Origin of the sequence: Desertihabitans brevis, assembly GCF_003327535.1 — a bacterium.
GTDB classification, from domain to species: Bacteria; Actinomycetota; Actinomycetes; order Propionibacteriales; family Propionibacteriaceae; genus Desertihabitans; species Desertihabitans brevis.
In genome coordinates this window covers 544,052-563,820 of sequence record NZ_QOUI01000001.1, presented here as the reverse complement: position 1 = coordinate 563,820, position 19,769 = coordinate 544,052, and the positions used below count along the sequence as shown (strand labels likewise).

The window sequence follows — 19,769 nt, the reverse complement described above, 5'->3', positions numbered from 1 at the left end:
GGGGTGCTCGGGTGCGGGGCTTTGCCCTTCGACGGGCTCAGGGCGCTTTGGGTTGGGTGGGGTGCTCGGGTGCGGGGGTTCGCCCTTCGACGGGCTCAGGGCGTGGGGTCGGGCGGGTGCCGGGTGTGCGCTCGCACGCCGGCCGGGTCAGGGGGACCGGGGGAGGGCCGCGGCGAGGTCGGCGGCGAGCTGGTCGGCCTCGCCGTCGGCGTAGGACGTCCGAGGCCAGAAGAAGCCGCGCAGGCCGTCCTTGCGGCGGCGGGGGACGACGTGCAGGTGCAGGTGCGGGACGGACTGGCTGACCACGTTGTTGATCGCCACGAAGGTGCCGTGGGCACCGAGCACCTCGGCCTGGGCCCGGGCGACCCGCTGGGCCAGCGTGAGCAGTGGCGCCATCAGCAGGGCGGGCAGCTCGAGCATCGTGTCCACGTGCTCGACCGGGCTGACCAGGACGTGGCCCTTGAACACCGGACGGTGGTCGAGGAAGGCCACCAGCTCCTCGGTCCGGGTGACTACCGCCGCCGACAGGTCACCGGCGACCAGCTGGCAGACGATGTCGGCGGGCGGGACGGGCACGCCCCGATCGTAGGGCGAGCACGCCGCCGCATGGTGCTCCGACGTCCCGGTGGATTGGCCCTACCCAACCCGGATCGCCCGCCACTAGCGTCCGGGGCATGCACACCACACCGCTGCGCGCCCGGCTCGGCGCGGAATTCCTCGGCACCTTCGGCCTCGTCTTCGGAGGCTGCGGCAGCGCCGTCCTGGCCGCCACCTTCCTCAACGACGACGGCGTCCAGCTCGGCATCGGGTTCCTCGGCGTCGCCCTGGCCTTCGGCCTCACCGTCCTCACCGGCGCGTACGCGTTCGGCCACGTCTCCGGCGGGCACTTCAACCCCGCCGTCTCGGTCGGTCTGGCCCTGGCCGGACGTTTCGAGTGGCGCCAGCTGCCGGCCTACGTCATCACCCAGGTGGTGGCCGCCTCGGCCGCCGGCGCCGTCCTGTTCATCATCGCCGTCTCCCGGGAGGGCAGCTCGGTCTCCTCGGTGATGGAGTCCGGGTTCGCCTCGAACGGCTACGGCGAGCAGTCCCCGGGCGGCTACGGCCTGGGCGCGGCGCTGCTGATCGAGATCGTGCTCACCGCGGCCTTCCTCTACGTGATCCTGGGTGCCACCGACGACCGGGCCCCGAAGGGGTTCGCCCCGATCGCGATCGGGCTGGCGCTCACCCTGATCCACCTCATCAGCATCCCGGTCACCAACACCTCGGTGAACCCGGCCCGCTCGCTGGGCGTGGCCTGGTTCGCCGGTGGGGACGCCCTCAGCCAGGTCTGGCTGTTCATCGTCGCCCCGGTGATCGGTGCCGCCATCGCCGGACTCAGCTACGCCTGGCTGACCGGGGCGCGGGGCAAGGCCGTGGACGAGGGCGTGGCCAACAACCCCGAGATCGGGACGGCCCAGCCGGCCAGCTGACCAGGAGCTGCCTTCCGGGGGGCGGACGGTCCGCGCAGCGATCCGGCGATCGACGGCCCGGCCGGGTGAGTCCCGGTCGGGCCGTGGCGCGTCCACGACCGGTGCGCCACCCGTCCGCGCGTCGCGCACCGGGGTGCTGGTCCCGCCGGCTGCCGCGCTCTAGGGTCGCCACCAGCGCCACACCGTCGTGCCGACCAGATGGAGGAGCTCCGATGTCGCACCTGGCCCAGGACCGGCCGTCCACCCTCGCCCCGTCGATGCGTCTGCGGCTGTCGGCGATGATGTTCCTGGAGTTCTTCGTCTGGGGCGCCTGGTTCGTCACCCTCGGCACCTACCTCGCCGCCGAGCTCGGCGCGAGCGGCAGCCAGATCAGCCTGGCCGCCCTCACCCAGTCCCTGGGCGCCATCATCGCCCCGCTGGTCGTCGGGCTGATCGCCGACCGCTACTTCCCGGCCCAGAAGGTGCTCGGGGTGCTGCACCTGCTGGCCGCGGTGCTGATCTTCCTCGCCGGGCGGGCCGGCACCTTCGGCCCGTTCTTCGGCGCCGCGCTGGGCTACATGATCCTCTTCATGCCGACGCTGGCGCTGGTCAACTCCATCTCGTTCAACCAGCTGCGCGACCCCGAGAAGCAGTTCCCGGCGATCCGCGTCTTCGGCACCATCGGCTGGATCGTGGCCGGGCTCATCATCGGCTGGCTGGGCTGGGAGCAGGGCGGACGGCTCGAGCTCACCTTCGTCATGGCCGCGGTCGGCTCGGCGCTGCTCGGCGTGCTGGCCTTCTTCCTCCCCGACACGCCGCCGCGGGGCAAGGGGCAGCGCGGCTCGCTGGGCCAGCTCTTCGGCCTCGACGCGCTGGGACTGCTGAAGAGCCGCTCCTACCTGGTCTTCTTCATCTCCTCGGTGCTCATCTGCATCCCGCTGGCGTTCTACTACAACTTCACCAACCTCTACCTCAACGAGAGCGGCGTGCAGGCCGCGGCGGCGCTGCAGTCGCTGGGGCAGGTGTCGGAGGCGCTGTTCCTGCTCGCGATGCCGTTCCTGCTCAGCCGGTTCGGGTTCAAGAAGACGCTGCTCATCGGGATGCTGGCCTGGGGCCTGCGCTACGTGCTGTTCGGCTTCGGCGACACCGGGTCGCTGTTCTGGATGATCATCGTCGGCCTCGTCCTGCACGGGGTCTGCTACGACTTCTTCTTCGTCGCCGGGCAGATCTACACCGACAAGTTCGCCCCGCCGCAGGTGCGCAGCGCCGCTCAGGGGCTGATCTCGATGGCCACCTACGGTGTCGGCCTGCTGATCGGCTCCTTGATCTCGGGCCCGGTCGTGGACGCCTTCGTCACCGAGGAGGGCGGCCACAGCTGGACCGCGATCTGGCTCATCCCGGCCGGGCTGGCCGTCCTCGTCGCCGTGTTCTTCGCCGTGCTGTTCCGCGAGCAGGCCTCGGTGCGTCCCGAGCAGCCGGTTCGGGTCTGACCCCGGCGGGCCCTCACATCCGGGGGGCGAAGAGCCGCCCGCGCAGCGCCTCCTCGACCAGGAGGACGGCGCGGCGGGTGCGCACCAACCGGGCGGTCTCGCGCTGCCAGCTCTCCGCCGCGGCCTGCACCACCTCGACCGCCACCTGGTCGGCCAGCCGCACCCGGACCCGCGCGAGCCCGTCCCGGCTGGCAGCCAGCTGGCCCTCGACGTACTGGACGGCGAAGGCGGCCAGCACGACCGGGTGCCGGCGCAGCACGGGGTAGCCGCGGTAGTCGGGCGGGCAGGCGTCCAGCAGGAACGCGGTGGCCGTCGTCTCCCACCCCGGGACGCCCGGCGGGCGGACCTGCTCCGGCCAGCCCGGGGGCGCGTAACCGGCTGTGCCCATGTCCCCCTCCTGATCGAACGCGTGTTCGATATCCAGTATGCGTCCGCAGTCCGACCGGCGCCACCGCGAGGTCGGACCGGGGTGCCTGGGCCGGCGGCTGCTGGCACCTAGACTCGGGCCCATGTCGTACCTGGACACCATCCGCGAGCCCGCTGACGTGCGTCGTCTCAACCGGACGCAGCTGCAGCAGCTCGCCGAGGAGATCCGGGAGTTCCTCATCACCAGCGTCAGCCGGACCGGCGGGCACCTCGGGCCCAACCTCGGCGTGGTCGAGCTGACGCTGGCCCTGCACCGGGTCTTCGACTCGCCCCGCGACCCCATCGTCTTCGACACCGGGCACCAGTCCTACGTGCACAAGCTGCTGACCGGACGGGCCGACCGCTTCGACACGCTGCGCCAGTCCGGCGGGCTGTCGGGCTACCCGAGCCGGGAGGAGTCCGAGCACGACTGGGTGGAGAACAGCCACGCCTCCACCTCGCTGTCCTGGGCCGACGGGATGGCCAAGGCCCTCAAGCTGCGCGGCAGCGACGGCACCGTGGTGGCCGTGGTCGGCGACGGCGCGCTCACCGGCGGGATGGCCTGGGAGGCGCTCAACAACATCGCCTACCAGCCCGACCTGCCGGTGGTCATCGTCGTCAACGACAACGGCCGCTCCTACACCCCGACGGTCGGTGGGATCGCCAACCAGCTGGCCAGCCTGCGCACCGACCGGCGCTACGAGCAGGTGCTCGACCTGATCCGGCGCAGCGTCAGCTCGACGCCCCTGGTCGGGCGCACGGCCTACGACCTGCTGCACGGCATCAAGATCGGCCTCAAGGACGTCCTCGCTCCGCAGGGCATGTTCGCCGACCTCGGGCTGAAGTACGTCGGACCGATCGACGGCCACGACGTCGAGGCGGTCGAGCGCGCGCTGCGTCAGGCCAAGCGGTTCGGCGGCCCGGTGCTGGTGCACTGCCTGACGGTCAAGGGCAAGGGGTTCTCCGCCGCGGAGGCCCACGAGGAGGACCGCTTCCACGCGGTGGGCCAGATCGACGCCCACACCGGCGAGCCGCTGTCCAGCATCGTCCCGCATATCTGGACCAGCGTCTTCGCCGACGCGATGGTGCAGCTCGGTGAGGAGCGGGAGGACGTGGTGGCGATCACCGCGGCGATGCTGCACCCGACCGGGCTCAACCGGTTCGCCGCGGCACACCCCGAGCGCACCTTCGACGTCGGCATCGCCGAGCAGCACGCGCTGACCTCGGCGGCCGGTCTGGCCAGCCAGGGCCTGCACCCGGTGGTCGCGGTCTACTCCACCTTCCTCAACCGCGCCTTCGACCAGCTGCTGATGGACGTCGCCCTGCACCGCCAGGGCGTCACGGTCGTCCTCGACCGGGCCGGGGTGACCGGCACCGACGGGGCCAGCCACAACGGCATGTGGGACCACTCCGTGTGCGGCATGGTGCCCGGGCTGCAGCTGGCCGCCCCGCGCGACGCCCCCCGGCTGCGGGACGCGCTGGCCCGGGCCGTCACCGTGGACGACGCACCCACGGTGATCCGCTTCTCCAAGGAGAAGGTGCCCGACGACATCGAGGCGGTGACGCACCGCGACGGCCTGGACGTGCTGCACGCCGACCCCGACGCGCGGGTGCTGGTGGTCGGCTACGGCGAGATGGCCGGCACCGCGCTCGACGTGGCCGCCCGGCTGGGCCAGCAGGGGATCGGCGCGCTGGTGGTGGACCCGCTGTGGGCGCTGCCGGTCAACCCCGCCCTGGTCGCAGCCGCCGCCGAGCACGACCTCGTGATCAGCATCGAGGACTGCGGTGTGGTCGGCGGGCTCGGGTCGCGGCTGCTGCAGGAGATGTCGGCCGCCGGGGTCGGCACCCCGGTGCAGGTCGTCGGCATCCCGCAGGAGTTCCTGGCCCACGCCGCCCGCAAGGAGGTGCTGGAGCAGATCGGTCTGACCGGCCACGCGATCGCCCGCAGCGCGGTGGAGGCGGTCGCCCGGCTCGACGGCAACGTCCCCGAGACCGTCGCCGCCCCGCGCAGCTGACCCCAACCGAGCCGCCGCCCACGCCAGCCCGGGCCCCGGGGCCGGCAGACACGGCACGCGCCGGTCCGGTGATGGACATCGCCGACCCGCTGGCCTTGGATGGGCGCGGTAGGTCGGCGTCACCCCGTCGCCGACGGAAGGGCTCCCATGCGTTCGCAGAACCTCCGCCGGTGGCTCGTGGCCGGTGCGGTCGCGCTGGTCGTCGCCGCTGTCGTGGTCGTCGGCGTGGTGGTCGGGCAGGACCGGCTCGGCTCCGGAGAGGTCGCCAGCACCCCGCCCCCGACGACCGCCGGCGCCCCGACACCGAGCCCCACCCCGACGCCGACGCCCACGCCTTCCCCGACTCCGAGCGCGGACCCGGTCGACCACCTCACCGGTGGCGAGCCCGACGACGGCGAGGTGTTCGCGGTGAAGATCGACAACGTCGCCGCGGCCCGGCCGCAGGTCGGCTTGGGCTCGGCCGACATCGTGGTGGTGGAGGAGGTGGAGGCCTCGCTGACCCGGCTGGTCGCGATCTTCCACACCGAGTTCCCCGAGCGGGTCGGCCCGGTCCGCAGCGCCCGCAACACCGACGTCGAGCTGCTCCCGATGCTGGGTGAGCCGGGGCTGGTCTACAGCGGCGCGAACCGGCTGGTGCAGGAGAACGTGCGGGGCTCGGAGCACCTGACGCCGATCGAGCGCAGCGACCGCGACAGCAGCCGTCCAGCCCCGCACAACGTCGTCGTCGACCTCGGCCAGATCGCCGAGGACCAGGAGGTCGGCACCGCGCAGGACATCGGCTGGCGCTTCGGTGAGCGGGACGCGGTCTGGGACGACGCCGAGGAGTACAGCGACCTCGAGGCCGAGGTGGGCCAGGACGGCTACACCTTCACCCGCAAGGGCGAGCGCTACCAGCCGGCCGTCAACGGCGACCCCTACGTCGACGCCGACACCGGCGAGGCGGTGCTGGCCGACAACGTGGTGCGACTCGAGGTCGAGAACCGCAAGGACACCGAGAGCACCGACAGCAAGTCGATCGTCTCCGAGACCACCGGCACCGGGCGGGCCTGGTTCAGCCGGGAGGGCAAGACCATCCGCGGCACCTGGCAGCGCGACGGCATCACCGAGCCGATGACCTTCACCGACGAGGACGGCGAGCCGGTGCTGCTGCGGCCCGGCCGCACCTGGGTGCTGCTGCAGGGCTGACCTCTCGCGGCCGTCGGCTCAGGTGGTGGCTGCGGCGGGTGCGCCGACGGTGGCGGCCTCCAGCCGGCGGACCAGCTCGGTCAGGCTCGCGCCGAGCGGGGCCCACACGTGCAGCGTGGCCTCGCCGTCACCGCGGGTGCGGCCCTGGTTGACGATGACGACGGGGTAGCCGTGCTTGGCGGCGTGGCGGACGAAGCGGTAGCCCGACATCACGGTCAACGACGAGCCGAGCACCAGCAGCGCCCCCGCCTCGTCGAGCCGGCGGTAGCACTCGGCCACCCGAGGCCGGGGCACGCTCTCGCCGAAGAAGACGACGTCGGGCTTGAGCCGACCGGTGGTGCAGGCCCGGCAGCCCACCAGCTCGAACCCGACCACCACGTCGTCGTCGAGGTCGACGTCCCCGTCGGGGTTGACCCGACCCACCTCGCTGACCAGCGCGTCGAAGCCGGGGTTGGCGGCCTGCAGCCGGGTCTCCAGGTCGCTGCGGGAGCACCGTCGGCCGCAGTCGAGGCAGACGACCACGTCGAGCGTCCCGTGCAGGTCGAGGACGTCCGTGGCCCCGCCCGCCTGGTGCAACCGGTCGACGTTCTGGGTGACCACCGGCCCGACCACGCCGAGCTGCTGCAGCGCCGCGACCGCCCGGTGGCCGGCGTTCGGGGCGGCGGTCGCAATCCGGCGCCAGCCCAGGTGGCTGCGGGCCCAGTAGCGGCGTCGTCCCTCCGCGGACCGGGAGAACTCGGCGAAGGTCATCGGGTCCTGCGAGCGGCGGATGCCGTCGGGACCGCGGTAGTCCGGGATGCCGGACTCGGTGCTGATGCCGGCGCCGCTCAGCACCATCCAGCCCGAGCGCGCGCCGACCGTGGCGACCAGCTCGTCGACGGGGGAGGTCTGCACATCCCGACCCTAGTCAGCCGCCCAAGACCGCCGCCCGATCGCACGCCGCTACCGGCGCCGACCCGGCGCGACGCGCCGGGGGAGGGGCAGCACAGGTGTCTTGACGTCAAGATAGGTTGGTCGGGTGGAGGAGCACCGAAGACCCGCCCGCGAGGTGCTGCGCGGTCTCGTCCTCCCCGTCTTCGTCCCGAGCTTCCTGTTCAGCCTCGGCACCGGCGCCTCGACCCCGGTCATCCTCGTCGCCGCGCTGACCCTCGGCTACGGCCAGGCCGCGGCCGCAGCGCTGGTGGCCTCCCTGGCCCTGGCCGCAGTCCTGGGGTCCGGACCGTCCGGCCTGATCATCGCCCGCACCGGAGAGGTGCGCAGCATGCTGGGCGCGACCGCACTGGCCGTGGTCGGACTGGTGACCTGCCTGGTCACCCTGGCCGCCGGCGGCGACCACCCCGCGAGCCGGCCCGCCTTCGCGGTGGCGGTGGTGCTCATCGCGCTCGCGGAGATCTTCTTCGGCCTGGCCCGGCAGACCCTGGTGGCCGAGCACGTCCCGCCGCACGTCCGCGCCCGGGCGATGAGCACGTTCGGCGGCGTGCACCGGGCCGGGCGGCTGGTGGGGCCGGTGGTGGGCTCCGGCGTCATCGCGCTCACCTCGGTGGCCGGCGGCTTCTGGGTGCAGCTGGTCGCGGTGCTGCTCGCGGCCGCGGTGGTGGTCGCCGTCGGTCGGAGCCCCCGCGGTCGGCTGGCCCCGCACACCACCGCGGGCGACGCGGCGGCCGTGCAGCGGGTGGCCTACCGCTCGGTGGCGCTGGTGCTGGTCGGCGTCCTGGCGCTGGCACTGGCGCGCGCGAACCGGGACGTCCTGCTGCCACTGTGGGGGACCGAGCTGGGGCTGGACGCCTCGCTCATCTCGCTGGTGTTCGCCGCGGTCACCGCGGTGGAGCTGGTGATGTTCGTGCCCGCCGGGACGGTCATGGACCGCTTCGGCCGGGCCGCGGTGGCGGTGCCCTGCCTGCTCGGGATGGCCGTCGGGTTCTGGGTGCTGCCGCTGGGCGGCACACCGGGCTACCTCGTCGGCTCGCTGCTGGTCGGGCTGGGCAACGGGTTGGGTGCCGGCATCGTCATGACGCTCGGCGCCGATCTCTCACCCGAGGGCGGCCGGGCCCGCTTCCTCGGCTGGTGGACCGGGCTGGTCCAGATCGGCCGGGTGGCCGGCCCCGGCATGGTCAGCCTCGGCACCCTCGTCGGCGGGCTCGCGGCCACCGTCCAGCTGACCGGCGCCATCGCCCTGGTCGGAGCGGTCTGGTTCGTGGGGCTGCGGCTGCGCCGCGTCATCCGCTGATCCCGCCGTCGCTGTGGGGCGCTCGCCCTTCGACAGGCTCAGGGCGCTGCGATGGCTTGACCCGCAGAGGGGCCCGCCAGCGCGGACGAGTGTGGCCGACACGCCGCTCCACAGGAGGTGCCAACGGCGTGTCGGCCACAGTCGATCCGTCTCAGGCGGGCAGCGAGGCGACGCCCGGGGGCAGGAAGCGGCGGCCGTTGACCCGCTCGGAGACCCCGTTGCGGTCCAGGTAGGGCGTGATCCCGCCGTCGTGGAAGGGCCAGCCGGCGCCGAGCACGAGGCAGAGGTCGACGTCCATCGGGGCGGCCACGACCCCCTCGGCCAGCATCAGCCCGATCTCCTCGGCCAGCGCGTCCTCCACCCGGCGCCGCACCTCCTCGGTGTCGCTGGGGGAGTCGCCGGCGACGAGCAGCGCACGGGTCTCCTCGGACACGTAGGGCTTGCCGTCGGAGCCCCAGTCGTAGAGGCCGGGACGTCCAGCCTCGACGAGGTTGCGCAGGCTCTGCGAGACGTGGAAGCGCTCGCCGAACTCGGCGTTGAGCACCTCGGCCACGTGCAGGGCGACCGCCGGGCCGACCAGCTGCAGCAGCACGAAGGGCGACATCGGCAGCCCGAGCGGGGCGACCGCGCCGTCGGCCACCTCAGCCGGTGTGCCCTCGTCCAGCGCCCGGGTGATCTCGCCCATCATCCGCAGCAGCACCCGGTTGACGACGAACCCGCGGGTGTCGGTCACCAGGACCGAGTTCTTCTTCAGCTGCTTGGAGGTCGCGAAGGCGGTCGCCAGCGTCGCGTCGTCGGTGCGCTCGCCGCGGATGATCTCCAGCAGCGGCAGCACCGCCACCGGGTTGAAGAAGTGGAAGCCCACCACCCGCTCGGGGTGCTGCAGGTCGGCGGACATCGCGCTCACCGACAGCGAGGAGGTGTTGGTGGCCAGCACGGTCTCGGGCGCGACGTGCTGCTCGAGCTCGGCGAACACCGTCTTCTTGACCTCGAGCTCCTCGAAGACGGCCTCGATGACGAAGGAGCAGTCGGCGAAGTCGGCGACGTCGGTGGTGCCGCGGACCAGCGCCCGGTAGCGGTTGAGCTGGTCGGCGCTGATCCGGCCCTTGCCGTGCAGCTTCTCCAGCTCGGCGTGCACGCCGGCGACGCCGCGCTGCACCCGCTCGGCGTCGAGGTCCGACATCGTCACCGGGACCTCCAGGCGGCGCACGAAGAGCAGCGCGAGCTGGGAGGCCATCAGCCCGGCCCCGACCACGCCGACCGCGGTGACCGGACGCGCCAGGTCCTTCGACGGGGCGCCGGCGGGCTTGCGGGCCCGCTTCTGGACGAGCTCGAAGGCGTACAGGCTGGCACGCAGCTCCTCGCTCATGATGAGGTCGGTGAGCGCGGCGTCCTCGGCGGCGAACGCCTCGTCGCGGCTGCGGTGCCGGGCGGCGTCGAGGAGGTCGAGAGCCCGGTAGGGCGCGGGGGCGGTGCCGTGCACCTTCTGGTCGGCGACCGCACGGCCGCGGGCAACGGCGGCGTCCCAGGCCTCCCCGGTGTCGGGCTCGGGGCGCTCCACCTTCACCTCGCCGGTGACGACCCGGGCGGCCCAGTCCAGCGAGCGCTCGAGGAAGTCGGCGGCCTCGAAGGTGGCGTCGACGATGCCCAGCGGCTGCAGGTCGGCGCCCTTGAGCATCCGGTTCTGGTTCATCGCGTTCTCGATGATGACCTTGACCGCCCGGTCGGCCCCGATCAGCCGGGGCAGCAGGTAGGCCCCGCCCCAGCCGGGCACCAGCCCGAGGAAGACCTCGGGGAAGGCGATCGCCGGCGCGCTGGCGCTGACGGTGCGGTACTGGCAGTTGAGCGCGATCTCCAGGCCGCCGCCCAGGGTCAGCCCGTTCATGAAGCAGAAGGTCGGGATGCGTGCGTCGGCGAGCTTGGCGAAGACGCCGTGCCCGATCCGGGCGATCGCGGTCGCCTGCTCCGGCGCGGTCAGCTTGGCCACCCCGCTGAGGTCGGCACCGGCGGCGAGGATGAAGGGCTTGCCGGTGATCGCCAGCATGGCGACGTCGGGACGGGCCAGCGCCGCGTCGACCGCGCGGTTCAGCGCGCCCAGGCTCTGCGGGCCGAGCGTGTTGGGACGCTCGTGGTCCAGCCCGTTGTCCAGGGTGATGAGGACACCGGTGCCGGCGCCGTGCGGCAGCGCGATGTCGCGGCTGAGGGCCCGGGTGACCACCTCGTCGTCGGCGGTCAGCGCGGAGGCGGTGGCGATCAGCTGCTCGAGCTCGGCGTCGTCGAGGTAGGTGGTCACTTGGCGTCTCCTTCGCCGGCGAAGTGCGGGTTCTCCCAGATGACGGTGCCGCCCATGCCGAGGCCGATGCACATGGTGGTGATGCCGTAGCGGACGTCGGGACGGTCGCGGAAGGTGCGGGCCAGGTGGATCATCAGCCGCACCCCGGAGCTGGCCAGCGGGTGGCCCAGCGCGATGGCGCCGCCGTAGGGGTTGACCTTGGTGTCCTCGGCGTCGATGCCGAAGTGGTCGAGGTAGGCCAGCACCTGCACGGCGAAGGCCTCGTTGATCTCGAAGGCGCCGATGTCGTCGATGGTCAGCCCGGTGCGGGCCAGCGCCTTCTCCGTCGACGGGATCGGCCCGACGCCCATCGTCTCGGGGTCGACGCCGGCGAAGCCGAACCCGACCATCCGCATCGCGGTGGGCAGGCCGAGCTCGGCGGCGGTGCCGGCGTCGGCCAGCAGGCAGGCGGTGGCGCCGTCGTTGAGCCCGGCGGCGTTGCCGGCGGTGACCCGTCCGTGCGGACGGAACGGGGTGCGCAGCCCCGACAGCGTCTCGACCGTGGTGCCGGGGCGCGGGTGCTCGTCGGTGGTGGCCAGGCCGTAGCCGTGCTCGACCGAGCGGGTGGCGACCGGCACCAGCGACTCCTGGATGATGCCGTCGGCGTAGGCCTGCTGCACCCGCTGCTGGCTCAGCGCCGCGTAGGCGTCGGCCCGCTCGCGGGTGATGTCGGGGAACCGGTCGTGCAGGTTCTCCGCGGTGGCACCCATCACCAGTGCGGACGGGTCGACCAGCTTCTCGGCCAGGAACCGCGGGTTCGGGTCGGTGCCCGATCCCATCGGGTGGTGCGTCATGTGCTCCACGCCGCCGGCGATGGCGACGTCGTAGCCGCCGAAGGCGATGCCCGAGGCGGTGGTGGTGACCGCGGTCATCGCCCCGGCGCACATCCGGTCGATGGCGAAGCCGGGCACCGACTTCGGCAGCCCGGACAGCAACGCGGTGGTGCGCCCGATGGTCAGGCCCTGGTCGCCGGTCTGGGTGGTCGCGGCGATGGCGACCTCGTCCACCCGCTCCGGTGGCAGCTCGGGATGGCGGCGCAGCAGGTCGCGGACGCAGTTGACGACGAGGTCGTCGGCGCGGGTCTCGGCGTACAGCGACTTCGCCTTGCCGAACGGGGTGCGCACGCCGTCGACGAAGACGACGTCTCGGGATTCACCAGGCATGGGCACATATTACTCACCGGTAACTTGCGGCTGGCAAGGGTGTGCCCGGTCCTGCTGGTTCAGTCGCGACGGCGCCGCGAGCGGCCACCCGGCTCTGCGGGCCGCTCCAGCACCTCCGGGTCGGTCAGCGCGTCGTCGAGCAGCGGTGTCACGACCGGCACCACCAGCTCGCGCTGCCAGGGCCGGGCGCCGCCCTCGGCGAGCAGCGCGTCGACGGCCGCCGCGTCCAGCGGGGACGGCGGGCGCCAGGCCAGCTCGCGGAGCAGGGCCGGGGTCAGCAGGTTCTCCACCGGCAGCTCGTGGCTCTCGGCCAGCGCCAGCACGGCCGGCCGGACCCGCTCCCAGCGGGCGGCGGCGGCCGGGTCGCGGCGGTCCCAGGTGCGCGGCGGCGGGGGAGCGTCGCTGGGCAGGTGCAGCGGCGGCAGCTGGCGCCGGGTCAGTGCGCGGGCCCGCTCCAGCGCCTCCACCCAGGTGCTGCGGTGGCGTACCGCGGTCCGTCGGCGGAATCCGGCGATGCGGTCGACGTCGGCAGGCTCGGGGTGCTCCCGGGCGGCCAGCTCGGCGATCGCGGCGTCGGGCAGCACCCGGCCGGGTGCGCGGTCGGTCCGCTGGGCGATCTCGTCGCGGGCCAGCCACAGCTCGCGCACCACAGCCATCCCGGTCGGCGTCCGCACCCCGTGGATGCCCGAGGTCCGGCGCCACGGGTCGACCCGCACCGGCGCCGGGGTGGCGGCCGCGGCGGCCAGTGCGGCGAACTCCTGCTCGGCCCAGCCGGCCTTGCCGGCCTCCTCCAGGTGGCGTCCCATCACCTCGCGCAGCTCCAGCAGCAGCTCGACGTCGAGGGCGGCGTAGTTGAGCCACTCCTCGGGGATCGGCCGGCGCGACCAGTCCGCCGCCGAGTGCTCCTTGAGCAGCCGGTGCCCGAGCTCGACCTCCACCAGCGCCCCCAGACCCACCCGGGGCCGGTTGAGCAGCCGTCCGGCGAGCTCGGTGTCGAACAGCCGGGTCGGCACCATCTGCACCGCGGCCAGGCAGGGCAGGTCCTGGGAGGCGGCGTGGATGACCCACTCGGCGTCGGCGATCGGGGCGGCCAGCGCGGACAGGTCGACCACACCGTCGACGGCGAAGGCACGCGGGTCGACCAGGTGGGTGCCCGAGCCGGCCCGGCGCAGCTGGATCAGGTAGGCCTCGGCGCCGTAGCGGTAGCCCTGGGCCCGTTCGGCGTCGACGGCGACCGGGCCGTGGCCCGCGGCCAGCGCGGCGATGGTGGCGGCCAGGGCGTCCGGGGTGTCGACCACCGGCGGGACGCCGTCGGCCGGCGCGGTGAGCACCGGCGGGGCCTCGGCCTCGGGCGCGTCCGAGACCGGCCGGTCGACCTCGCTCAACGCGTCGGTCCGGTGGGCCGGCGCTTCGGCATCGCGACCACGCCCTCGGGCAGCGCCGGCAGCCCGGCGGCGGTGCAGAGCAGGTCGCCCCAGGCCAGGCAGTGCGCGGCCAGCCCCTGCCCGGGGCCGACCAGCGGCGTCCAGGAGGCGCGGATCTCGACCTCGGCCCGGGCGCTGCTGGTGTCGGTGGCCAGCGCGCCGAAGGAGTGGCTGGCCACCGAGGTGACCGTGCCGCTGGGTTCGGTGTAGGCCGCGCCGCGCTCGGCCAGCGCTTCCACCAGCCAGCTCCAGCCGACCTCGGCGAGCACCGGGTCGGTGACCATCTCGGGGTCGACCTCGGCGCGGGCGAAGGTCACCAGTCGGAAGGTGCCCTGCCAGGCCGCGTTCCCGGCGGGGTCGTGCAGCAGCACGAGCCGTCCGGTGCCGATCTCGTCCTCGCCCTGGGTGACGTCGGCCGTGACCGCGGCCGAGTGCGGGGCGATCCGCTGCGGGGCCGGCATCTGCTCCACCGCGAGCTCGGGACGCCAACGGACCGAGAGGAGCTCGCGGACCGCCTCGGTGAACTCCACCGGCGCCGGAGCGGGATCAGTGCGTGCAGCCACCGGACCACCGTAATTCAGCCGCCCGCGGGCTGCCGCGCAGACTCGCCGGGTCGGGGCTCGTCCGGCCTCTCACGCCGGTCCTGCGGGAGCGGAGCGCCTAGCATGCTGTTATGGCAGGCACCGGCGGGAGGCCACGGCGCAGCGGGGTCGTCAGCAGCGGTCCCCGGGAGGAGATCCTCACCGTCGCGGCCGCGCTCTTCGCCGAGAAGGGCTTCAGCGCGACGCGGATGTCCGAGATCGCCGAGGCGTCGGGGCTCCGGCAGTCTTCCATCTACTACTGGTTCTCCTCCAAGGACCAGCTGCTGCGCGCCATCATGGAGCAGAACCGCGTGTCGCTGTCGGCGGCCCGGGTGCTCGTCGACCGGGCGGAGCCGGCCGCCGCGAGGCTGTACGTGGTGCTCTACCACGACGTCGTCCAGATGTGCCTGGCACCGCTCAACTTCTACGCCCTCGAGCAGACGGCGCACGAGCAGCCCGAGGAGTTCGCCGACTTCGGGCTGGACTACGCCGAGCTGGTCCGACTGCTGCGGGACGTGGTGGCGCAGGGCGTCGCCGCGGGGGAGTTCGTGGACGTCGACGAGGAGGACGTGGTGCGCACCGCGCTCAGCCTGACCGAGGGCACCCAGCATCGTTTCCATGCCGGCCGTGGCGACGTGGCCGACGTGGCGCGGCGTGCCGATGCCGCCGCCACGATGGCGGTCAGCTCGCTCCTGCGGGAACCGGGGTCGCTGCCCGCGGTGGTGGCGGCGGCGCGGGCGGGTATCGCGGGCTTCGCCGCGACCGGGCCCTGAGCACGCCGAAGGGCCCCGACCGGCGATGCCGTCCGGGGCCCCGGGATCCGACGCGTCCTCGGGTCAGCTCGTGGCGAACAGCGCCTCGAGGTCGTCGGGCACGCTCTGGATGATGCCGTACTCGGCGGAGGCGTCGGCGTAGCGCCGCAACGCGTCGAGGCCGTCGTCGTTGGGGAAGCCGGGCACGTTGACCCGGGCCATCGTCTCGGCGTCGTAGCCCATCTCCTCGACCGCCGCCTCGCGCAGCCGCTCGGGCTCGGCCTCGGCGAGCTCGTTGACCTCGGTCATCGCTGCGGAGAAGGCCGAGACCACCTCGGGGTTGGCAGCGGCGAAGCTGTCGGAGGTGGAGTAGTAGCCGCTGACCTCGCCCGAGAACGACTGCACACCGGGGGACAGGACGCGCTCGAAACCGGCGTCCAGTCCCGGGGTGAGGAACGGCTCGGAGACCCAGATGGCGTCGACGTCCCCGCGCTCGAGGGCAGCGGTCATGTCGGAGAACGGCAGCTGGGTCCAGGTGAGGGTCGAGTCGTCGAGGCCGAGGTCGGCGAAGGCGAGGCGGATGTGCACCTCGCCGATGTTGTGCAGCGTGTTGACGGCGATGTTGGCGCCCTCGAGGTCGGCAGGCTCGGTGATCCCGCTGTCGGGTCGCACGAGCACGCCGTGGTCGTCCTCGTCGAAGGAGCAGCACGGCGCCCAGGCGCTGTGCACGAAGGTCAGTGGCAGTCCGCCGTCGATGGCGGCGAGCTGGCTGACGGTGTTGGAGTAGCCGAACTCGTTGTCCCCGCTCAGCACGCTCGGGATGACGGCGGCCCCGCCGTCGGCGAAGTTCACCTCGAGGTCGAGGCCGTGCTCGGCGAAGATGCCCTCCTCGATGCCGAGGAAGAGCGGTGCGCTGAGGATGGCGTTGATGGTGCCGACACTGACCGGGGTCAGTCCGTCGGGCCCTTCGGCGGCGGCGTCGGGTTCGGTGCTCTGGCACCCCGGGAGCAGGGTGAGGGTCAGCGCCGCGGCGCTGGCGATGGCGAGGCGGATGGCGCGGCTGGGCATGGGCGGTTCTCCTGTCGGTCGTGCGGCGGAAGGTCGGGAGCTCCCGGAGGTGGTCTCAGGCGTCGGCCAGCGCGGCGTCGTGCACCATCTCGCGGATCCGCCCGAACACCTGCGCGCGCAGCTCGGCGAACTCGGGCAACGACTTGGTGACGATCTGGTCGCGCGGGTGCGGCAGCGGGATCGAGACGATGCGGTCGATCCGGCTGGGCGAGCGGGTGACGATGGCGACGCGGTCGCTGAGGTAGACCGACTCGTCGACGTCGTGGGTGACGAAGACGATGGTGGTGCCGGTCTCCTCGCGCACCTTGAGCAGCAGGTCCTCCAGGTCGGCGCGGGTCTGGGCGTCGACGGAGGCGAAGGGCTCGTCCATGATGAGCACCTTCGGCCGGTAGGCGATGGCCCGGGCGATCGCGACCCGCTGCTGCATCCCGCCGGAGAGCTGGAAGGGCTTCTTGTGGGCGGCATCGGCCAGGCCCACCTCGGCCAGCGCCTGCTCCACCGCACGCCTGCGCGACCGGGCGTCGCTGCCGTGCTTGACCAGGGGCAGCTCGACGTTCTTGGCCACGCTCATCCAGGGCATCAGCGAGCGGGCGTAGTCCTGGAAGACCACCGCGAACTCGCGCGGCGGGCCGTCGATCGGCACGCCGTCGATGCTGATGGTCCCGGCGGTCGGCGCGCTGAGCCCGGCGACGCAGCGCAGCAGGGTCGTCTTGCCCGCGCCGGAGGGGCCGACGATGGTGAACATCTCGCCGTCCTGGACGGCGAACGACATCCCGCGTACCGCGGTGAAGCCGCCGTTCGGGCCCGGGTAGGTCTTCTCGAGATCGGTGATGAGGAGCACGTGGTTCTCCCGCTGGAGGTCGGTTGCGTCGCAGTATCGAGTAGGTATTGAAACGGTACGGAGAAGGCGTCTCGGACGGGTGTCGTCCCTATTACCGCTGCGTTTCTTCGGGCGGTTCAGGACGAGACACGCTTGGGGTCGCACCAGCGCAGCAGCAGGCGCTCGAGCGCGGAGTAGGCGGTCGTGAGCAGGAAGCCGAGCACGCCGAGGACGACGATCCCCGACCACATCGTCAGCAGCTGGAAGGTGGCCTGGGCCTGGGTGATGACGTACCCGAGACCCCGCTGCGCCCCGACCATCTCGCTGGTGACCATCAGGATGAGGCTGAGCGGCACCGCGATCCGCACCCCGACGAGGACCCGCGGGAGGACTGCCGGCACCACCACGCCCAGCGCGCGCCGCAGGCCGGTGACGTGGAAGACCCTGGCAGTGTCGAGCAGGGTGGCGTCCAGCCCGCGGGCCCCGTCGGCGGTGTTGAGCAGGATGGGCCACACGCACCCCAGCGCGATGAGGAAGACCTTCATCTCGTCCCCGACGCCGAACAGCATCATCGCGAACGGGACCAGGGCGGTGGCGGGGATCGCACGGACGAACTCCAGCGCCGGCGAGACCGTCTGCGCCACCACCGGCACCTGCCCGATCAGGAGGCCCGCGGCCACCCCGACCAGGACGGCCAGGCCCAGTCCGGCACCGAGCGTGCGCAGGCTCGCGGTGAGGTTGTCGACGCCCTCCGGCGTCGGCCAGTAGGTGGCGGTGCGTTCGAGGATCTCCAGCAGCGACGGGAAGTAGATGTTCTCGCTGCTCCCCGAGACCGCCGACCAGGCGAGGACGGCCACGAGGGCACCCAGGACGCCGAGCGCCACGCGCCCCCGCCCGCCGTCGGCCAGCCGCCGCAGCTCAGTCGTCCGTGTCACGCTCATGCCTGTGCTCCGATCCCGTGGCTGACGAACAGGGCGCGCTCCAGGCGCTTGACGACGGCGTTGATGACGATGCCGGCGACCCCGCTGACGACGATGTAGGCGTACATGCGGGCCGGGTTGCCGACGCTGCGCGACATCGTGATCTCGTGGCCGAGCCCGGGGATGCCGATGATGATCTCGGCCGTCACGACGAGGATCAGCGAGGTGGAGGTGGCCAGCCGGGTCGCCGTCGCGAGGTGCGGCAGCATCGCCGCCAGCTGCACCCAGCGCAGCCGCTGCCACAGCGTGAAGCTGTAGGAGCGGGCGGTGTCCAGCGCGATCGGGTGCGCCGACCGCACGCCCGCGATCGCGGGCACCAGCACCTGCCAGAACGAGGCGAACACGGCCAGGAACAGGGCCGACCGCGCGCTCGTGCCGATGGTCAGCACCACGAGCGGGATGAGCGCGACCGACGGGATCGGACGGAGGAACTCCACGACCGGCCGCAGGAACGCCTCCACGGGTCGGACGAGACCGAGCACGGTGCCCACCGCGGTGCCGAGCGGGACCGCGATCAGCAGGGCGAGCAGCCAGGTGGAGACCGTGCTGCCCAGGGTCTGCCACAACGTGGCGCCGCCCAGCTCGACCAGCAGGGCCGCGGCGGTCTGGCTGGCGGGCGGGAAGTAGGACCCCGGCAGCACACCGGTGCGGGTCAGCGCCTCCTGCAGGGCGACGGCGACGGCGAGGGCCGCCAGCGGGAGGAGGACCGCGCCGCCCCGCAGTCGGCCGCGGGCGGGGCGTCGGCGGGGCACCCGCGGGGCGGGCCGGGCGAGGGTGGGCAGGACCATCATTCGAACTCCAGGTAGCGCTGGATCTGCAGGTTGCCCCGGCCCGCGGCGTACTCCTCGCGGGTGCGGGTGTAGTCGAAGTGCAGGCGCGAGTAGTCGACCATCTTGTTCGCGACCGGGAGCCGCTCGCGTTCGAAGGCGGCCACCGCGGTCGGCACGTCGGGGTGCTCGCGCAGGCACCGCGCCAGGGTCTGGCCGTCGATCAGGGCCTGGTTGGCGCCCTGGGCCATGCCCGGGAACATCGGGTGCGCGGAGTCGCCCACCAGCAGCGCGCGCCCGTCCGACCACCGCGGCAGGTGGCTGCGGTAGTGGGTGATCTCCCGCCCGATCAGGCTGGCGGGCTCGCTCGCGGCGATGATGGCGGGGACGGGCGTGCCGCTCCAGGAGGAGTACACCTCCGAGACCTGCTCGAGCGTCGTCAGTCCGTCGAGGGTGCCGTACCAGTAGGCGTGCGTCGCGTCGATCGGGATCCACCCGAAGTGCCCGGTCGGTCCGAAGACGTCGGCCTGCACGTCGGTGGGCACGCCCGCCTCGGCACAGGCGAACACCCCCCGCCAGCGGTAGAGCCCCGGGTCGGTGAACGCGGGCCGCGCCCCGAGCACCCGGGTGCGGATGCGCGACCCGATGCCGTCGGTGCCCAGCAGCAGGTCTCCGGTGGCGCGGCGGCCGTCGGCGAGGTGCAGGGTGATCTGCTCACCGTCCTGCTGGTAGGTCTCCGCGGTCGCGCCGAAGACGATCTCCTCGGTGTCGAGCCCGGCGGCCAGCATGGCGTTGAGCCGTCGGCGACGGGCACCGGTGATGGGAGCGCCGAGCTCGTCGGGCCAGGACGACACGTCGGTGTCGCTGGTCCTCGTGCCGTCGCTGTCGAGGGTCCACCAGCGGTTCATCGACGCCGCCTCGGCGAGGAAGCACTCGCCCAGGCCGAGCCCCTGCAGCACCCGCACGCCGTTCGGCCAGATGTTCAACCCGACCCCGGCGGTGCGCAGCTCGGCGTCCTTCTCGAACAGCCTCACCCGCCAGCCGTCGCGCTTGAGGTGCAGGGCGCTGGAGAGGCCGGCGACCCCGCCGCCGCAGATCAGTGCGGTGGGCAT

The 19,769-nt window shown here is 73.1% G+C and carries 18 protein-coding genes; 6 read left to right on the top strand and 12 right to left on the bottom strand.

Annotated elements, in window-relative coordinates:
• Positions 1-147 precede the first annotated feature (147 nt).
• Positions 148-576: an HIT family protein gene (locus tag DT076_RS02665; protein ID WP_114125046.1), complete on the bottom strand. Its 429-nt coding sequence runs from the start codon at positions 574-576 to the stop codon at positions 148-150.
• A gap of 98 nt (positions 577-674) precedes the next feature.
• Here DT076_RS02665 and aqpZ point away from each other — a divergent pair, with 98 nt between their 5' ends.
• On the top strand, positions 675-1,469 hold the full coding sequence (gene aqpZ / locus DT076_RS02660) for an aquaporin Z (protein WP_114125045.1): 795 nt from the start codon (positions 675-677) through the stop codon (positions 1,467-1,469).
• Positions 1,470-1,681: 212 nt separating this feature from the next.
• Positions 1,682-2,938, top strand: coding sequence for a nucleoside permease (locus DT076_RS02655; protein ID WP_114125044.1), 1,257 nt, complete (start codon positions 1,682-1,684; stop codon positions 2,936-2,938).
• A gap of 13 nt (positions 2,939-2,951) precedes the next feature.
• Here DT076_RS02655 and DT076_RS02650 read toward each other — a convergent pair whose 3' ends face one another.
• The gene (locus tag DT076_RS02650; RefSeq protein WP_114125043.1) at positions 2,952-3,326 is read right to left on the bottom strand and encodes a hypothetical protein; all 375 of its coding nucleotides are present in this window, start codon (positions 3,324-3,326) and stop codon (positions 2,952-2,954) included.
• Positions 3,327-3,447: 121 nt separating this feature from the next.
• On the opposite strand from DT076_RS02650, the gene dxs reads away from it, so the two are divergent.
• Positions 3,448-5,358: a 1-deoxy-D-xylulose-5-phosphate synthase gene (gene dxs, locus DT076_RS02645; RefSeq protein ID WP_114125042.1), complete on the top strand. Its 1,911-nt coding sequence runs from the start codon at positions 3,448-3,450 to the stop codon at positions 5,356-5,358.
• A gap of 147 nt (positions 5,359-5,505) precedes the next feature.
• Positions 5,506-6,543: a DUF3048 domain-containing protein gene (locus DT076_RS02640; protein ID WP_114125041.1), complete on the top strand. Its 1,038-nt coding sequence runs from the start codon at positions 5,506-5,508 to the stop codon at positions 6,541-6,543.
• An 18-nt stretch (positions 6,544-6,561) separates the two neighbouring features.
• Here the strand turns inward: DT076_RS02640 and DT076_RS02635 are convergent, their stop codons facing one another.
• Positions 6,562-7,437, bottom strand: a complete 876-nt coding sequence (locus tag DT076_RS02635) for an NAD-dependent protein deacetylase (RefSeq protein WP_233493580.1) — start codon at positions 7,435-7,437, stop codon at positions 6,562-6,564.
• 124 nt (positions 7,438-7,561) lie between these two features.
• On the opposite strand from DT076_RS02635, the gene DT076_RS02630 reads away from it, so the two are divergent.
• The gene (locus tag DT076_RS02630; protein WP_114125040.1) at positions 7,562-8,770 is read left to right on the top strand and encodes an MFS transporter; all 1,209 of its coding nucleotides are present in this window, start codon (positions 7,562-7,564) and stop codon (positions 8,768-8,770) included.
• Positions 8,771-8,921: 151 nt separating this feature from the next.
• Here the strand turns inward: DT076_RS02630 and DT076_RS02625 are convergent, their stop codons facing one another.
• The 4 genes from DT076_RS02625 to DT076_RS02610 are packed head-to-tail and all read right to left on the bottom strand — an operon-like array spanning position 8,922 to position 14,252.
• Entirely contained in the window at positions 8,922-11,063 is a 2,142-nt protein-coding gene (locus DT076_RS02625) for a 3-hydroxyacyl-CoA dehydrogenase NAD-binding domain-containing protein (protein WP_199538898.1), read from the bottom strand.
• A complete protein-coding gene (locus DT076_RS02620) occupies positions 11,060-12,265 on the bottom strand; it encodes a thiolase family protein (protein WP_114125039.1) in 1,206 nt (401 codons plus the stop codon). The genes DT076_RS02625 and DT076_RS02620 overlap by 4 nt, the downstream gene beginning before the upstream one ends.
• Before the next feature lie 59 nt (positions 12,266-12,324).
• Positions 12,325-13,650 (bottom strand): HRDC domain-containing protein, encoded by a 1,326-nt coding sequence (locus tag DT076_RS02615; protein WP_114125038.1) that lies wholly within the window; start codon positions 13,648-13,650, stop codon positions 12,325-12,327.
• Positions 13,647-14,252, bottom strand: coding sequence for a DUF3000 domain-containing protein (locus tag DT076_RS02610; protein ID WP_114125037.1), 606 nt, complete (start codon positions 14,250-14,252; stop codon positions 13,647-13,649). The genes DT076_RS02615 and DT076_RS02610 overlap by 4 nt, the downstream gene beginning before the upstream one ends.
• 110 nt (positions 14,253-14,362) lie before the next feature.
• On the opposite strand from DT076_RS02610, the gene DT076_RS02605 reads away from it, so the two are divergent.
• Entirely contained in the window at positions 14,363-15,043 is a 681-nt protein-coding gene (locus DT076_RS02605) for a TetR/AcrR family transcriptional regulator (protein ID WP_114125036.1), read from the top strand.
• 63 nt (positions 15,044-15,106) lie between these two features.
• Here the strand turns inward: DT076_RS02605 and DT076_RS02600 are convergent, their stop codons facing one another.
• The 5 genes from DT076_RS02600 to DT076_RS02580 all read right to left on the bottom strand — a co-directional run bounded on the left by DT076_RS02600 (position 15,107) and on the right by DT076_RS02580 (position 19,769).
• Positions 15,107-16,090, bottom strand: coding sequence for an ABC transporter substrate-binding protein (locus DT076_RS02600; protein WP_114125035.1), 984 nt, complete (start codon positions 16,088-16,090; stop codon positions 15,107-15,109).
• Positions 16,091-16,145: 55 nt separating this feature from the next.
• Positions 16,146-16,931: an ABC transporter ATP-binding protein gene (locus DT076_RS02595; RefSeq protein WP_114125034.1), complete on the bottom strand. Its 786-nt coding sequence runs from the start codon at positions 16,929-16,931 to the stop codon at positions 16,146-16,148.
• A gap of 116 nt (positions 16,932-17,047) precedes the next feature.
• Positions 17,048-17,851 carry an ABC transporter permease gene (locus tag DT076_RS02590; protein ID WP_114125033.1) on the bottom strand — a complete coding sequence of 268 codons (804 nt, stop codon included), beginning with the start codon at positions 17,849-17,851 and terminating at the stop codon, positions 17,048-17,050.
• Positions 17,848-18,681 (bottom strand): ABC transporter permease, encoded by an 834-nt coding sequence (locus DT076_RS02585; protein ID WP_199538897.1) that lies wholly within the window; start codon positions 18,679-18,681, stop codon positions 17,848-17,850. Before DT076_RS02585 ends, DT076_RS02590 begins: the two co-directional genes overlap by 4 nt.
• Positions 18,678-19,769 (bottom strand): FAD-dependent oxidoreductase, encoded by a 1,092-nt coding sequence (locus DT076_RS02580; RefSeq protein WP_114125032.1) that lies wholly within the window; start codon positions 19,767-19,769, stop codon positions 18,678-18,680. The genes DT076_RS02585 and DT076_RS02580 overlap by 4 nt, the downstream gene beginning before the upstream one ends.

Bases quoted from the DNA above. Each gene is read 5' to 3' on its own strand.
- aqpZ (WP_114125045.1), top strand. From the start codon at position 675: ATGCACACCACACCGCTGCGCGCCCGGCTCGGCGCGGAATTCCTCGGC.
- DT076_RS02655 (WP_114125044.1), top strand. From the start codon at position 1,682: ATGTCGCACCTGGCCCAGGACCGGCCGTCCACCCTCGCCCCGTCGATG.
- DT076_RS02650 (WP_114125043.1), bottom strand. From the start codon at position 3,326: ATGGGCACAGCCGGTTACGCGCCCCCGGGCTGGCCGGAGCAGGTCCGC.
- dxs (WP_114125042.1), top strand. From the start codon at position 3,448: ATGTCGTACCTGGACACCATCCGCGAGCCCGCTGACGTGCGTCGTCTC.
- DT076_RS02640 (WP_114125041.1), top strand. From the start codon at position 5,506: ATGCGTTCGCAGAACCTCCGCCGGTGGCTCGTGGCCGGTGCGGTCGCG.
- DT076_RS02620 (WP_114125039.1), bottom strand. From the start codon at position 12,265: ATGCCTGGTGAATCCCGAGACGTCGTCTTCGTCGACGGCGTGCGCACC.
- DT076_RS02605 (WP_114125036.1), top strand. From the start codon at position 14,363: ATGGCAGGCACCGGCGGGAGGCCACGGCGCAGCGGGGTCGTCAGCAGC.
- DT076_RS02600 (WP_114125035.1), bottom strand. From the start codon at position 16,090: ATGCCCAGCCGCGCCATCCGCCTCGCCATCGCCAGCGCCGCGGCGCTG.
- DT076_RS02590 (WP_114125033.1), bottom strand. From the start codon at position 17,851: ATGAGCGTGACACGGACGACTGAGCTGCGGCGGCTGGCCGACGGCGGG.
- DT076_RS02585 (WP_199538897.1), bottom strand. From the start codon at position 18,681: ATGATGGTCCTGCCCACCCTCGCCCGGCCCGCCCCGCGGGTGCCCCGC.
- DT076_RS02580 (WP_114125032.1), bottom strand. From the start codon at position 19,769: ATGCCCACCGCACTGATCTGCGGCGGCGGGGTCGCCGGCCTCTCCAGC.